The 14,558-nt window shown below is 70.3% G+C and carries 14 protein-coding genes and 1 pseudogene; 9 read left to right on the top strand and 6 right to left on the bottom strand.

Annotation, left to right across the window (positions count from 1 at the left end; genetic code table 11):
* Positions 1-30: 30 nt before the first annotated feature.
* Positions 31-354, bottom strand: a pseudogene (locus tag ACZ5DS_RS11975) (mycothiol transferase); the annotation flags it as partial.
* On the opposite strand from ACZ5DS_RS11975, the gene ACZ5DS_RS11980 reads away from it, so the two are divergent.
* The 5 genes from ACZ5DS_RS11980 to ACZ5DS_RS12000 all read left to right on the top strand — a co-directional run bounded on the left by ACZ5DS_RS11980 (position 236) and on the right by ACZ5DS_RS12000 (position 6,723).
* A complete protein-coding gene (locus ACZ5DS_RS11980; RefSeq protein ID WP_468236508.1) occupies positions 236-1,057 on the top strand; it encodes a methyltransferase domain-containing protein in 822 nt (273 codons plus the stop codon). The pseudogene ACZ5DS_RS11975 and the gene ACZ5DS_RS11980 overlap by 119 nt on opposite strands.
* A gap of 640 nt (positions 1,058-1,697) precedes the next feature.
* The gene (locus ACZ5DS_RS11985; protein ID WP_468236511.1) at positions 1,698-2,471 is read left to right on the top strand and encodes an isoprenyl transferase; all 774 of its coding nucleotides are present in this window, start codon (positions 1,698-1,700) and stop codon (positions 2,469-2,471) included.
* Positions 2,472-2,843: 372 nt separating this feature from the next.
* Positions 2,844-4,169, top strand: a complete 1,326-nt coding sequence (locus ACZ5DS_RS11990; RefSeq protein ID WP_468236514.1) for a PhoH family protein — start codon at positions 2,844-2,846, stop codon at positions 4,167-4,169.
* A 410-nt stretch (positions 4,170-4,579) separates the two neighbouring features.
* Positions 4,580-5,272 (top strand): aggregation-promoting factor C-terminal-like domain-containing protein, encoded by a 693-nt coding sequence (locus tag ACZ5DS_RS11995; protein WP_468236517.1) that lies wholly within the window; start codon positions 4,580-4,582, stop codon positions 5,270-5,272.
* Positions 5,273-5,412: 140 nt separating this feature from the next.
* Positions 5,413-6,723 carry an AI-2E family transporter gene (locus ACZ5DS_RS12000; RefSeq protein WP_468236520.1) on the top strand — a complete coding sequence of 437 codons (1,311 nt, stop codon included), beginning with the start codon at positions 5,413-5,415 and terminating at the stop codon, positions 6,721-6,723.
* A 27-nt stretch (positions 6,724-6,750) separates the two neighbouring features.
* On the opposite strand, the gene ACZ5DS_RS12005 is transcribed toward ACZ5DS_RS12000, so the two are convergent.
* Both ACZ5DS_RS12005 and ACZ5DS_RS12010 read right to left on the bottom strand, forming a co-directional pair.
* Positions 6,751-7,284, bottom strand: coding sequence for an alkyl hydroperoxide reductase (locus ACZ5DS_RS12005; RefSeq protein WP_468236523.1), 534 nt, complete (start codon positions 7,282-7,284; stop codon positions 6,751-6,753).
* Between the two features lie 3 nt (positions 7,285-7,287).
* Entirely contained in the window at positions 7,288-7,842 is a 555-nt protein-coding gene (locus tag ACZ5DS_RS12010) for a peroxiredoxin (protein WP_468236526.1), read from the bottom strand.
* 136 nt (positions 7,843-7,978) lie between these two features.
* On the opposite strand from ACZ5DS_RS12010, the gene ACZ5DS_RS12015 reads away from it, so the two are divergent.
* From ACZ5DS_RS12015 to ACZ5DS_RS12030, 4 genes are all read left to right on the top strand, one after another.
* Positions 7,979-8,932: a LysR substrate-binding domain-containing protein gene (locus ACZ5DS_RS12015; RefSeq protein ID WP_468236529.1), complete on the top strand. Its 954-nt coding sequence runs from the start codon at positions 7,979-7,981 to the stop codon at positions 8,930-8,932.
* Positions 8,933-9,122: 190 nt separating this feature from the next.
* Positions 9,123-10,016: a MarR family transcriptional regulator gene (locus tag ACZ5DS_RS12020; RefSeq protein ID WP_468236532.1), complete on the top strand. Its 894-nt coding sequence runs from the start codon at positions 9,123-9,125 to the stop codon at positions 10,014-10,016.
* Between the two features lie 61 nt (positions 10,017-10,077).
* On the top strand, positions 10,078-10,464 hold the full coding sequence (locus ACZ5DS_RS12025) for a roadblock/LC7 domain-containing protein (RefSeq protein ID WP_468236535.1): 387 nt from the start codon (positions 10,078-10,080) through the stop codon (positions 10,462-10,464).
* Positions 10,465-10,468: 4 nt separating this feature from the next.
* Complete coding sequence (locus ACZ5DS_RS12030; RefSeq protein WP_468236537.1) at positions 10,469-10,897, top strand: hypothetical protein; 429 nt, start codon at positions 10,469-10,471, stop codon at positions 10,895-10,897.
* A 52-nt stretch (positions 10,898-10,949) separates the two neighbouring features.
* Here ACZ5DS_RS12030 and ACZ5DS_RS12035 read toward each other — a convergent pair whose 3' ends face one another.
* Genes ACZ5DS_RS12035 through ACZ5DS_RS12045 form a run of 3 tightly spaced genes read right to left on the bottom strand, consistent with a single transcriptional unit; the run spans position 10,950 to position 14,499 of the window.
* Positions 10,950-13,283 (bottom strand): ABC transporter permease, encoded by a 2,334-nt coding sequence (locus ACZ5DS_RS12035; RefSeq protein ID WP_468236540.1) that lies wholly within the window; start codon positions 13,281-13,283, stop codon positions 10,950-10,952.
* Positions 13,280-13,978 carry an ABC transporter ATP-binding protein gene (locus ACZ5DS_RS12040; protein WP_468236543.1) on the bottom strand — a complete coding sequence of 233 codons (699 nt, stop codon included), beginning with the start codon at positions 13,976-13,978 and terminating at the stop codon, positions 13,280-13,282. The genes ACZ5DS_RS12035 and ACZ5DS_RS12040 overlap by 4 nt, the downstream gene beginning before the upstream one ends.
* Positions 13,975-14,499 (bottom strand): PadR family transcriptional regulator, encoded by a 525-nt coding sequence (locus ACZ5DS_RS12045; protein WP_468236546.1) that lies wholly within the window; start codon positions 14,497-14,499, stop codon positions 13,975-13,977. The genes ACZ5DS_RS12040 and ACZ5DS_RS12045 overlap by 4 nt, the downstream gene beginning before the upstream one ends.
* Positions 14,500-14,558 lie beyond the last annotated feature (59 nt).

Here is a 14,558-nt window from a genome sequence, read left to right on the forward strand (position 1 = left end):
CCGTCGCCCCGTCGCCCCGTCGCCCCGTCGCCCCGTCGCCCCGTCGATCAGCTTCCGCAGGATGTCCATGTGGCCGGCGTGCCGGGCCGTCTCCTCGGTCATGTGGACCAGGGTCCAGCGCAGGGAGACGGTGTGGTCCCGCCAGGCCGGGTGACCGGGTGTGTCCAGGGGCAGCTCGGTGATCGTGCGGTCGGCGGCGGCGCGGGCTCGGCCGTAGAAGGCGATGATCTGTTCCATGGCAGACAACCCCTCCCAGCACCACTCCTCGTCCCCTTCCTTCGAGGCTCTCGTGGCCGAGGGCGTGGCCGTGCCCACCGAGGGCTGGGACTTCTCGTGGTTCGAGGGGCGAGCCACCGAGGCGCGGCCCTCCTGGGGGTACGCCCGGTCGGCGGGGGAGCGACTCGCCCGGGCCGAGGCCGCGCTCGACATCCAGACCGGGGGCGGGGAGGTGCTCGACTTCGCCCTGGGCCGGGCCGAGCCGGGTCGCCCGCTGCTGGTCGCGGCCACGGAGGGGTGGCCGCCGAACGTTGCCAAGGCGACCGCGCTGCTGCGGCCACGCGGGGTCGTGGTCGTTGCCGCACCGGACGACGCGCCGCTGCCGTTCGCCGACGAGGCCTTCGACCTGGTGCTCAGCCGGCATCCCGTGCGGCCGGACTGGGAGGAGATCGCACGGGTGCTGCGGCCGGGCGGTACGTACTTCGCCCAGCATGTCGGGCCCGCCAGCGCGTTCGAGCTGGTCGAGTACTTCCTCGGGCCCCAGCCCGACGCCGTGCGCAGCGGCCGTGATCCTCAGGGGGAGCGGGCCGCAGCGGAGGCGGCGGGCTTGGCGGTCGTGGATCTGCGGGCCGAGCGGCTGCGGATGGAGTTCCATGACATCGCGGCCGTCGTGCACTTCCTGCGCAAAGTCGTCTGGATGGTTCCCGGCTTCACGGCCGAGGCGTACGCACCCCAACTGCGCGCCCTGCACGAGCGGATCGAGAAGGAGGGGCCGTTCGTCGCGCACAGCGCCCGGCATCTCTTCGACGTCCGGAAGCCGACCCACCGACGAAGTGAATAAAAGGGGCATTTTTCTACCCGGTTCACTCGGCGTTTCCCCATGGTTCCCACATCGTTATCCGCTGCGGTTCACATCCGCCCCACTGGTCACGTAAGTTCAGACCAAGGTAATTCGCGTGAGCAAAGCTGCGCGGGCGGCACCGCGCAGTGGAGGGGGCTGCGCGGTGCTGTGATGCCTGGGAAACGCGTAGCGGAATCGTCAAGTCGCCGTTCGCTGGTCGAGTAGCCCGTCGGGGGGACCCCGGACAACTCGCCGACGTGTCCCCAAGACGGCTCAAACCCTCTTGATCACTCCGTATGGGGCCGGATTCCCTGGGAATCCGCTGTGAATCAGCCATGAAACGCCCCTGAATCCATCATTCCGCGCCCACCGGGGCGTCGCCGGGTGATTCCGGAGAGTAGTTGTCTCACGCCGATGCACCCACCATCCCTTACGAAGGGTTATGGTGGAAACCCCCCCTCGGGCCGGTCCGTCTCCCCCCCACGGACCGGCCCGTTTTTTCGTCCCCCTCATTCGGGAACTTCGAGGCAAGGAATCAGCGTCCCCACCTCAAGGGGTGCGGGGAACTCCCCGAACCCCGAGCCCGACGAAGCCGACACCAGGGGTACCCTCAAACCCCGTCCAACCCCCGGAGGGTCCCGTGAACCTGCGCGACACCCTGCGCAGCCTGCTGGTCAGGCTCTACGCACGCCGGGTGGAAGGCCACCTGGACCACGCTCAGGTGCCCAAGCACATCGGCGTCATCATGGACGGCAACCGCCGCTGGGCGAAGGCCGCCGGCTCCACCACGGTCCACGGCCACCGCGCCGGCGCCGAGAAGATCGAGGAGTTCCTCGGCTGGTGCACCGAGACGGACGTCGAGGTCGTCACGCTGTGGCTGCTGTCCACGGACAACTTCGACCGCCCGCAGGACGAGCTGGGTCCCCTCCTCGGGATCATCGAGGACGTCGTCCGCACCCTCGCCGCCGACGGCCGTTGGCGCGTGCACCACGTCGGCACCCTCGACCTGCTGCCGCCCGGGATGCAGCACACCCTCAAGGAGGCCGAGGAGACCACCGCCCACGTCGACGGCATAGTGGTCAACGTGGCCATCGGCTACGGCGGCCGGCAGGAGATCGCCGACGCCGTGCGCTCCATGCTCGTCGACGCCCGGGAGAAGGGCGTGTCGATGGAGGACCTCGCCGAGTCCGTCGACATCGACATGATCGGCCGTCACCTCTACACCGGTGACCAGCCCGACCCGGACCTGGTGATCCGCACCAGCGGCGAGCAGCGGTTGTCCGGATTCATGCTGTGGCAGACGGCCCACTCGGAGTATTACTTCTGCGAGGTCTTCTGGCCGGCCTTCCGCAAGGTCGACTTCCTGCGTGCGCTGCGCGACTACGCGGCACGCCACCGCCGTTACGGCGGCTGAGCCACTCTGGACGCCCCGCCGGACACCACCGCGGCGGGCGCCCCGTATACCCCTGTTGGGGCGGAAGTCACCAGGTGTTCACCGGCGCGCTGTTGGCTGCTTCTGCATGGCGGCGCATGTTCGAGGGCATAAGCCAAACAGGTCGACACCCGAACCCCGGGCGTCGCATCTCAGCGGGCGGCACGGGGCCGTCCGCCCGGGAGGCCCTTTGCACCAGCCCGACCGTGCGGTCACTGCACGGAAGCAGCCGCGGAGGTCCGGTGTCCGGCCCGCCCTGCGCGGGGGCCAGGGACCGGCCGCAATGCTCCCTCCCTCCCGGCCCGGCTTCCACTTCGTCGCTCCCCGACCTCATCCGAGGGGGTACGTCCTTCCGTGGTGACCAGCACAAAGCGCCACAAGCCAGACCGGCGCACGTATGTTCTCGACACCAGCGTCCTGCTGGCCGACCCGAACGCCCTGACCCGCTTCGACGAGCACGAGGTCGTGCTCCCCATCGTCGTGGTCACGGAGCTGGAGGCCAAGCGGCACCATCCCGAACTCGGCTACTTCGCCAGGCAGGCCCTGCGCCTGCTCGACGACTACCGGGTGAAGCACGGTCGCCTCGACGCCCCCATCCCGATCGGGGAACTCGGCGGGACCGTCCGTGTCGAGCTCAACCACTCGGACCCCAGCGTTCTGCCGACCGGCTACCGCCTGGGGGACAACGACTCCCGCATCCTCGCGGTGGCCCGCAACCTGCAGGCCGAGGGGTACGACGTCACCGTCGTCTCGAAGGATCTGCCGCTGCGGATCAAGGCGTCCTCCGTCGGCCTGCTCGCCGAGGAGTACCGCGCCGAACTCGCCATCACGGAGAACTCCGGCTGGACCGGAATGTCCGAACTGACGCTCTCCGGCGAGCAGGTGGACATACTCTTCGAGGAAGGTCATGTGTACGTCCCGGAGGCCGCCGACTTCCCGGTGCACACTGGCCTGACCATCCAGTCCGAGCGCGGCAAGGCCCTCGGCCGGATCTCCGCCGAGGGCAACGTCCGCCTGGTGCGCGGCGACCGGGAGGCGTTCGGCATCAAGGGCCGCAGCGCCGAGCAGCGCATCGCGCTCGACCTGCTGCTCGACCCGGACGTCGGGATCGTCTCGATGGGCGGCCGGGCCGGCACCGGCAAGTCGGCGCTCGCGCTGTGCGCCGGCCTGGAGGCGGTCCTGGAGCGCCGCCAGCACCAGAAGGTGATGGTCTTCCGGCCGCTGTACGCGGTGGGCGGGCAGGAGCTGGGGTATCTGCCGGGCTCCGAGGCGGAGAAGATGAGCCCCTGGGCGCAGGCCGTCTTCGACACGCTCTCCGCGGTCACCAGCCGCGAGGTCATCGAGGAGGTCACCGCGCGCGGGATGCTGGAGGTCCTGCCCCTGACCCACATCCGGGGCCGGTCCCTGCACGACGCGTTCGTGATCGTCGACGAGGCGCAGTCGCTCGAACGGAACGTCCTGCTGACCGTTCTGTCCCGAATCGGCGCGAACTCCCGGGTCGTTCTGACCCATGACGTGGCACAGCGGGACAATCTGCGCGTGGGGCGCTACGACGGTGTGGTCGCCGTCGTGGAGAAGCTGAAGGGGCATCCGCTCTTCGCCCACGTCACGCTGACGCGTTCCGAGAGGTCCCAGATTGCGGCGCTTGTGACCGAAATGCTGGAGGACGGCCACATCTGACACATCTGGCGTGCGTCTGACGCTCGTTGGCGCCGTCCGGCAAAGGCTCAGAGCCTAGCCGGGCGGCGCCTTCGCGTGTGGCGGTTTCCTGAAATCCCCCGGGGCAAACGGGATGTGAGCTTTCACACGCAACGCAGAATTGCCACGCGCAGGCCGGTTACGGCAGAGTCTCACTCCTGTCAGGCCCCGCATACGACACACCTGTACCCCCAGCGGTACGGCACCACAGAAGCACCACCTTCAACTCCATAGAGTCGTCGTATGCCGCCCGAGCACCACGCGGCGCTCCCCTCGCGGGAGTTGCCCACCGGGCCCGCGCCTCCCGTGACCCCGCAGTTGGGAGGCCAGTGTCAGGGGCACGATTGCGTCCGCCAGGGTCACCGAAGCGGGCGATGCTGGAAGGAAACCGTGTGAGCCGGATTTCGGTCCGGGGATTCGCAGTGGCCTCGGCCACCGCGGTCACCGCTGTCGGAAGCGTCGTCGGCGTTGCCTCGGGCAGCACCGCGCAGCCCAACGACGCCGAGGCGACGGCAGCCGACACCACGCTCCTCGCGGACATACCCGCGGGTCAGCAGGCCCAGGTGCAGACCGCGTCCCTGGCGCAGCAGGCCGACGCACAGGCCATCGCCGCGGACGCGAGCGCCAAGAAGGACGCCGAGGCAGCCGCCCGCAAGGCCGCAGCCGAGACCGCGGTCGCCAAGAAGGAAGCCGCCGAGAAGGCGGAGAAGGAAGCCAAGGCCCGCGCGGAGGCGCAGAAGGCGGCCACCCGGTCGGCCCGCGACTCCTCCAGCTTCCCCGTGCAGAGCAGCTACACCGTCGCGCAGATCCAGGCGATGGCGCGCCAGATGGTGGCGAGCGGCCAGTTCCAGTGCTTCAGCAACATCGTGGACCACGAGTCCAGCTGGAACTACCACGCGACCAACGCCTCCTCCGGCGCCTACGGCCTCTTCCAGGCCCTGCCCGCCGGCAAGTACGCGTCCGCCGGCGCCGACTGGCAGACGAACCCGGCCACCCAGATCAAGTGGGGCCTCAACTACATGAACAGCCGCTACGGCAGCCCCTGCGCGGCCTGGTCGTTCTGGCAGGCCAACCACTGGTACTAGGCCTCCCGGCGTTCGCTCAACCCTGCGCAGCCCCTCCCCCGTCCTAGGGGGAGGGGCTGTTGCCCTGTACGGTCGTACGCGAACGACTCCAGGGGGGAGTGGTGGCGAACACCCGGGGACGCGGGGGAAGAGGACGGATCATGTCGCGAGTGCCAGGGTGGCTCGGCCGGCTCGGCGCCGGGCTGACCGAGATGGGCGAGCGCCTGGACGAGCGCCGCGCGGAGGTGGAGAAGGAGACCGCGCCCGAACCGCCCCCCGCCGACCGGCCCGTCGACCCCGTACCGCCCGCCCCCCGGCCCGCCGTACCCGCCGGTCGCCGCCCCGACCCCGCCGAGGCCGTGCCCTGGGGCGTACGGGTCGCGGCCGAGGCCGGCTGGCGCCTGCTGGTCCTCGCCGGCACCGTGTGGGTCCTGATGCGGGTCATCAGCGCCATCCAGCTGGTGGTGTTCGCCTTCGTCATCGCCCTGCTGATCACCGCCCTGCTCCAGCCGACGGTCGCCCGCCTCCGGCGCCGTGGGGTGCCGCGCGGCCCGGCCACCGCGATGACCGCCATCCTCGGCTTCGTCGTCATCGGCCTGATGGGGTGGTTCGTGACCTGGCAGGTCATGGAGAACATCGACACGCTCTCCACCCAGATCCAGAGCGGCATCGACGACCTGCGCAACTGGCTGCTGAAGAGCCCCTTCCACGTCACCGACAAGCAGATCAACCAGATCGCCAAGAACCTCCGCGAGGCGATCGGCGCGAACGCCGACCAGATAACGTCCGCGGGCCTGGAGGGCGTCCAGGTCATCGTCGAGGCGCTGACCGGCATCCTGCTGGTGTTCTTCTCGACGCTGTTCCTGCTCTACGACGGCGAACGCATCTGGCAGTGGTTCCTGAAGCTGGTGCCCGCCGCGGCCCGCCCCGGTGTGGCCGGCGCCGGCCCGCGCGCCTGGCGCACCCTGACGGCCTACGTCCGGGGCACGGTCCTGGTCGCCCTCATCGACGCCATCTTCATCGGCATGGGCATCTACTTCCTCGACGTGCCCATGGCCGTCCCGCTGGCGGTCTTCATCTTCCTGTTCTCCTTCATCCCCCTGGTCGGCGCGGTCGCCTCCGGCGCGCTGGCGGTGATCGTGGCGCTCGTGACCCAGGGTGTGTTCACGGCTGTGATGACCCTGATCGTGGTCCTCGCCGTCCAGCAGATCGAGGGTCACGTCCTGCAGCCGTTCATCCTCGGCCGCGCGGTCCGCGTCCACCCGCTCGCCGTGGTCCTCACGGTGGCCGCCGGCGGCATGGTGGCGGGCATCGGCGGCGCGGTGGTGGCCGTACCGCTGGTGGCGGTGACGAACACGGTGGTCGGGTATCTACGGCAGTACTCGCTGGAAATTCAGACCCGACAGGCTCCTGCGGTCCCTGCGGAAGAGGCTGTCGAGGAGAACGCGGCAGACCCCGCCCACCAGGTGTGAGCGGGGTCTGCCGGAACACCGGCCGGACTACTCGGCCAGCACAGCCTCTGCGTCCAGCGTCACGCCGACCGCCTGGATCACCGAGGCGATCTTGAACGCCTCCTGGATCACCTCACGCTCGACCCCGGCCTTGCGCAGCACCTGCTCGTGCGAGTCCAGGCACATGCCGCAGCCGTTGATCGCGGAGACCGCGAACGACCACAGCTCGAAGTCGACCTTGTCGACACCGGGGTTGCCGATGACGTTCATCCGCAGACCCGCGCGCAGGGTGCCGTACTCGTGGTCGGACAGCAGGTGCCGGGTGCGGTAGAAGACGTTGTTCATCGCCATGATCGCGGCCGCGGACTTCGCCGCGGTGTACGCCTCGGGCGTGAGGTTGGCCTTCGCCTCCGGCTCCAGCTCCCGCAGCACGATCGGGGAGCGGGAGGCGATGGCGGTCGCCAGCACCGTGCCCCACAGCGCCTGCGCCGGCAGGTCGGAGTTGCCGATGACCGAGCCCAGGTTGAGCTTCAGGTCCTTGGCGTAGTCCGGGACGCGGGACTTCAGCGAGTCGAGCGACATGGGTCACTCACCGGCCAGCAGCGCGACCGGGTCGAGCGTCTCGTCGCCCTTGGTCCAGTTGCAGGGGCACAGCTCGTCGGTCTGCAGGGCGTCCAGGACCCGCAGGACCTCCTTGGGGTTACGGCCGACGGAGCCGGCGGTCACCATGGAGAACTGGATCTCGTTGTTCTGGTCGACGATGAAGACGGCACGCTTGGCGAAGCCGTCCTCGCCCTCGATGCCCAGGTCGCGCATCAGCTCGTGCTTGGAGTCGGCCAGCATCGGGAACGGCAGGTCGCGCAGGTCGTCGTGGTCCTTGCGCCAGGCGTGGTGGACGAACTCGGAGTCACCGGAGAAGCCGAGGACCTGGGCGTCACGGTCGGCGAACTCGTCGTTCAGCTTGCCGAACGCGGCGATCTCGGTCGGGCACACGAAGGTGAAGTCCTTGGGCCACGCAAAGATGATCTTCCACTTGCCCTCGTAGGTCTTGTGGTTGATCGTCTCGAACTCCTTGCCCTTCTCCAGCGAGACGCAGGCGGTCAGTTCGAACTCGGGGAACTTGTCACCGACAGTGAGCACACGCTCTCCTTGCAGCGAAGAAATACCCCTTTTGAGGGCGTTTCTCATCATGGGTTGGACACGGTTGATGGTGGCACAGGGTGCATTGATTAGGGAAATAGCTACACTCGGTCGTGTTGATCGGAGGTAGCTATCAGTGACCATCAGTAACGGCAAGCGGAGGCAGCCGAGCCTCGCGCAGCTGCGTGCCTTCGCCGCCGTCGCCGAACATCTGCACTTCCGGGATGCGGCGGCCGCCATCGGGATGAGCCAGCCCGCCCTGTCGGGTGCCGTCTCGGCACTGGAGGAGACCCTGGGGGTGACCCTTCTCGAGCGTACGACCCGCAAGGTGCTGCTCTCGCCCGCCGGCGAGCGTCTGGCCGTACGGGCGAAGGCGGTGCTGGCGGAGGTCGGGGCGCTGCTGGAGGAGGCCGAGGCGGTCCGGGCGCCGTTCACCGGTGCGCTGCGGCTCGGGGTCATCCCGACCGTCGCGCCGTACCTGCTGCCCACCGTGCTGCGGCTCGTCCACGAGCGGTATCCGCACCTCGACCTCCAGGTGCACGAGGAGCAGACCGCGAGCCTCATCGACGGCCTGAACTCCGGCCGGCTGGACCTGCTGTTGCTGGCCGTCCCGCTCGGTGTCCCCGGAGTCGTGGAACTCCCGCTCTTCGACGAGGACTTCGTGCTCGTCACCCCGCTGGACCACCGGCTCGGCGGGCGCGAGGGCATCCCCCGCGAGGCCCTGAAGGAACTCAACCTGCTGCTCCTGGACGAGGGCCACTGCCTGCGCGACCAGGCGCTGGACATCTGCCGTGAGGCCGGGCGCGAGGACGCGCCGGTCACCACCACGGCGGCCGGACTGTCCACCCTGGTCCAGCTCGTCGCGGGTGGCCTCGGCTGCACCCTGCTGCCCCGCACCGCCCTCAAGCTGGAGACGACCCGCAGCAGCCAGCTCCTCACCGGCTCCTTCGCCGAGCCCGCCCCGAGCCGCCGGATCGCCCTCGCGATGCGGACCGGCGCGGCGCGCGGCGCGGAGTACGAGGAGCTGGCGGCCGCCCTGCGGGAAGCCATGCGCCCGCTGCCCGTACGGGTGTGGGGCGGGGGCGGCTGAGGACCAGGCGTCCCCAGCGCCGGAAACGTTCAAATGAGTTCCTCGCAAAGCGCGTTGAACGGCATCAACCGCCAACTTCCGTCAGCTGGGGACAGGTCGGAAAGACCTGGCTGAAATATGCCTCCGAACTGATACACATACCCCCTCAGTGCGACGCCTCAGGCGTCTGTGCGATGAGTCAAGGGGAGTGATGTCGGACGTTCGGGACGCCCTGGGCCGCGTCGGGTACGAGCGGCTGGCGCACGCCCTGACGGCCTGCGGGCACGCGGAGTTCACCGGGGAGCTGCGGGTGTCCGGCCGGCCCGGTGGCACCTTCCACCTCCGGGACGGACTCGTGGTCGCGGCCGAGAGCCCCGGCGCCCCGGGCCCGGACGTGCTGCTGCTGCGCACCGACCGCATCGACGCCGAGCGGTGGGCCGAGCTGGTACGGGAGTCCGACGGGGCGCGCTGGCCGGCCGCGGCGCTGGCCGCCGGCGGCTACGCGGGAGCCGCCCAGCTCAGGGTGGTGTGTGTGATGGCGCTCCAGGACGCCGCGTTCGCCATCGCCGCGGGCCGGGTGGACGGCTGCGAACGTGTCGTCGGTACCGAGCCGCACGCCCCGGTGGCCGTCGGCGAGGCTCCCGCCCGGTTGATGCAGGACGCGGCCCGCAGGCTCGCCGCCCTCGCCAGGCTGCCGTACCCGGTGAGCCCCGAGCGGGAACGCCCGCTGCCCGCCCCGCCGACGGGCCGCCCGCTCACGCCCGTGCAACAGGAGCTGCTCACCCACGCCGACGGCCGCCGCACAGCGCGGGACCTGGCCTTCCGCGTCGGCCGGGGCGTCTACGGCGTCACGGTGGAGGTCGCGCGGATGCTGGCCGAGGGCTTCCTGGAGTGCGCGGTCGCGCCCGCAGAGATCCCCGTCCGGCTGCCACCGGAGGTACGGGCCGTGCAGCACCGCGAGCCGCCGCCCGAGCCGCCCCCCGCGCCCACCGTCCTGCCGCGCCGCGCGCCCGGCGCCAGCGGCATCACCGAAGCCCTCGCCCCGCCCAAGAGCGGGACGAGCTGGAAGGGGTTCTTCCGGCTCCGGCACGGAACCGCCGAGTGAGAAGGGCGGACAGCCCGCCGCACCGGCCGAACCCGAACAGAGAAAGAGGGAGTTCCACCAGATGAATCGCGAAGCGCTGGCGCTGGAGATGCGCGGGCTGCGGGAACAGGTGACCGGCATCACCGACACCGCCGTCGCGGCCGCCGACGGACTGCTCATAGCGTCCGACACCGCCGAGTCGATCGACCCGGAGGGTCTCGCCGCCCTGGCCGCGGCCGGTCTCGGCCTTGCCCGCCGTACCACCCAGGCCACCGCGCGCGGAGTGCTGCGGCAGACGGTGGCCTACGGCAGCCACGGCTGTGCCGCGTTCTACGCCGTCGGCGACACGGCGCTGATGGTCGTGCTCGGCGACGAGGGACTCGACCTGGAGAGCCTGCACCGGGCGACCCGGCCGGCCCTCGACCGCATCGGCTCGATCCTCACCGAGCAGACCACCGAAGGAGTGTGAAGGGATGGCGACGAAGCGTATGACCCCCGGTTTCTCCGACCAGGTGATGAGCCTGGTCAAGTCGCTGCGTTCGAACGCACCCGACTGCGTCGCGGCCGGCGTGGTCGACATGTCCACCGGCATGCTGCTGTCGTACGAGACCGTGGACAACCACCCGCCCGAGGTCCTCGACCTGCTGGCCGGGGCCACGCTCGACCTGTTCCAGGGGCGTACGGTCGTGATGATCGAGGACATCTTCAAGGAGCGCCGCGGGGTCACTGACGACACCCACTTCTTCCAGGAGATCCTCGTCAACAGCGAGAACCTCACCCACCTGTTCCTGCGGATGAACGAGCAGCAGGACGTCGTCGCGGTCGTGGTCTGCCGCAAGTCGGTGAACGTCGGAATGCTGTTCGCCCAGGCGCGCAGGGCGGTGCGCGAGCACAGCCTGTGAGGAACCGGGCATGGGCCCCTCCCGTGCGGGAAGGGCCCATGCGGCGGGTCCGCTACTCGGTGCGCAGGCCCTCCGGGCGTATCAGCCGCACCAGCGGGGGCAGGCTGACCAGGGTGACCACGAGGACCACCACCGCGCCCGCGCCGGTCATCGACAGGACGCTCGCCCAGTCGACGGTCACCGGCGTGGCCGTCATCTGCAGCAGCACCGAGCCGAGGGTCAGGCCCACCGCCGACGCCAGCAGCAGGCCGAGGGCGATCGGGATCGCCGTCTGCCACAGCACCGACAGGCCCAGCGTGCGGCGCCGGGTGCCGAAGGCGACCAGCGACGACAGCAACTTCCGCCGCTCACGCAGCTGTTCCAGCTGGGAGACCAGCAGGCTCGCGCCGATCAACGCCAGCACGCAGACCGCGCCGACGAACAGACCGGTGCGCAGGGAGGCGTACTTCGTGGACAGCTCCGACGACGACCAGCGCCACACGTCGGAGAGCGGGTCCACCCGCACGGCCGTGTTCCGCACGTACTCCTCCGCGTCCGGCACCGACGGATCGAGGCGGACGTAGACCTGGTTGGACAGTGTCGGCATGGCCTTGGCGGGCAGCGCGGCCGGAGTGACCAGCAGGCCGTCGCCGCCGAGCAGCAGGGAGTCCTTGCGGACGCTGACCTGTCGCAGGCCGGCCGGCACGGTCCAGGCGATCTCGCGACCGTGCACGCCGTCCGTGTAGGAGGAGTCGATGTAGACATGGCGGCCGGACTGCATCAGGGCGCGTGTGGCGGCGTCGTACGACGTGCTGCGCAGCGCGAACGCGTCGCCGTCGTGGCAGGACGGCAGGTGGGCCACCTCGCGCAGGGCGGCGCAGTTGCCCACGGTCAGTGAGACGCCGCTTTCGGGGTCGCGGCGCTTTTCCGCGTACGTCCCCCCGGCCAGGGCCACCGAGGCCCGCACGCCCTTGGTGCTGTCGAACTGCTTCTCCGCGCCGGCCAGCCGGCTCCCATCGGCCAGGTTGACCTGCAACTGGGCCCGGTCGGGGTTCCGGCCGGTGTCCTTGGTGTACTGGCTCTGCACGCCCGCGAACAGCATCTGCAGCGCGATCGCCCCGGCCACCGCCACCGCGATGCCGTTGACCATGCGGGCCGCCGTGCCGCTGCTCAGCTGCAGCCGTCGGACGGCCAGTTGCCAGGACACCGAGCCCGAACCGAGCCGGGCGACGACCTGCTCCACGAACCACGGCAGCAGCGCGGTCACACCGACCAGCAGCAGCATCACACCGCCGATGACCAGGTACTGGTTGAAGTCCCCGTTGCTCCGGCCCTTGCCGATCATCGGGTAGAGCATCGCCAGGCCGGCCAGGGGCAGCAGCAGCCGCCACCACAGGCGCCGGCGCGCCTGCTTGGCCGCGCGGACCACGCCGAGCGGCTCGACGACCACCCCGCGCATCGCGAACAGGGTGACCAGCACGGCGGAGGCCGGGACCGCCACCGCGACCAGCAGGGCGAGCACGGGGGAGGGGTCGAGGTAGCTGGGGAACACGCTCCAGTCCAGCACCTCCACCGAGCCCGCCATCTGGCGTCCGATCAGGAAGAACCCCGTACCGACGATCAGCCCGAGCAGGGCACCGGCCAGCGCCTCGCCGGCCGCGATCCGCCGGGTCATCCAGCTGTCGGAGCCCACCAGCCGCAGCGCGGCCAGCCTGCGGTCGCGCCGCTCGCCGCCGAAGCGTACGGCCGCGGCGATGAACACGGCGACCGGCATCAGCAGCGCCACGAACACGACCAGGACCATCATGATCAGCACCGGGTCGGTCTTCTCGCTCGTCGGGTTCGGATCACCGAACGCGGCCAGCCGGTCCACGCGCACGCCGTTCTGCGCGGGCACCATGCCCTTGGCGCCCGCGTAGTACGCCAGCTCCTGCGAGCCGATGAGCCCGCTGTCGGCGATCGTCCCGGTGATCCGGTACGGCAGCCGTTCGCGCAGCAGCTTCGCGTCGTCCGAGGAGAGCAGTTCCTTCAGCGCGGGAGAGACCACCATCTCGCCCTTGGCCGGGAAGCGGTCGAGACCCGGCGGCAACGGAGACCGTGAGCCTTCGGGCTCGAGGAGCCTGCCCCGGACGTCCTTCGAGTGCCACCTGGTGTCGGTCGCCGCGACCAGCACGGTGTTGTCGGCCTTGGGGCGGACGGTGGTGGAGAACGTGTAGTCGTAACGGGCCTCTCCGACCCGGTCGCGCATGGCTATCACGTTCGGCAGCGCGGTCGTCAGCAGCAGCAGTGCGACGCCCAGGCCGACGCCGACCGCTGTCAGGGTCATCCGGACCCATCCCTCGCGCCCGCCCGTGACGGCGAACCGGGCCCCCATGGCCAGATCCCTGGACCACTGCCGCACGCTCATATGGCGCGCTCCATGTCCCGGGACTTGCCGTCGCGTACGACGATCTCGCGGTCGGAGTAGGCGGCCACCCGGGCCTCGTGCGTGACGAGGACGACGGCCGCGTTGGTCGAACGGGCCGCGTCGGTGAGCAGCTCCATCACGCGCTCGCCGTTGAGGGAGTCCAGCGCGCCGGTCGGCTCGTCGGCGAACAGCACCCGGGGCCCGGTCACCAGCGCCCGCGCCACCGCGACGCGCTGACCCTGGCCGCCGGAGACCTCGCCGGGACGCTTGCCCTTCAGGTCGTCGACCTCGAGCCGCTCCATCCAGGAGAGCGCGGTCCGCTCGGCCTCCTTGCGGGAGGTGCCGTTCAGCCTGAGCGGCAGCGCCACGTTCTCCACGCACGTCAGCTCCGGTACGAGCTGCCCGAACTGGAAGACGAAACCGAACTCGCTGCGCCGCAGCGCACTGCGCTGGGCGTCGGTCATGGTGGCCAGCTCGCGCCCGGCGTAGGTGATCGAGCCCGAGTCGGGCGGCACGATCCCGGCGAGGCAGTGCAGCAGCGTGGACTTGCCGGACCCGGAGGGGCCCATGACGGCGACGACCTCACCGGGGTGGATGGAGAACCCGGCGCCGTCGAGGGCGAGCGTCGGGCCGTAGGCCTTGCGCAGGTTCTCGGCGGCGAGCAGGGAGCCGGGGGGAGGGGGAGCGCTGGTCATGCGGCCACCTCCGCACGGAGCTTGTCGAGCCGCGCGGCGGTCAATTCCAGCCAGCGCAGGTCGGCCTCCAGATGGAACAGGGCGTGGTCGCAGATCAGCTGGTCCGCGAGGTCGCCCCTGCGCTTGCGGTCGGTCAGGATCCGCATGCTGCGCAGGTGCTCGGCGCGCTGGACGTCGAGGACGTCGGCCGCGTCGCGGTGGGTCAGCAGCGCCAGGACGACCTTGGTGTAGAGGGTCGACTGGAGGTACTCCTCCGGCTTCTCCGGGGACGCGAGCCACCGCTCGACGTCGGTGACGCCGGCGTCCGTGATGGCGTACCGCTTGCGCTCGGGCCCGCCGCCCGCCTCGATGCCGTCGACTTCCACGAGCCCGTTCTTCAGCAGGCGGGACATCGTCGAGTAGACCTGGCCGTAGTGCAGCGGCCGGTCGTGACCGAACTTCTCGTCGAAGGCCCGCTTCAGGTCGTAGCCGTGCCGGGGGCCGGACTCCAGGAGCCCTAGGAGGGTGTGAGCGATGGACATGGCAGCACTCTACACACGGTGTATACGCGGCATGTATACGCGGAGTGTGTAGATCATGG

The sequence above is a fragment of the Streptomyces sp. NPDC031100 genome, from assembly GCF_055570785.1.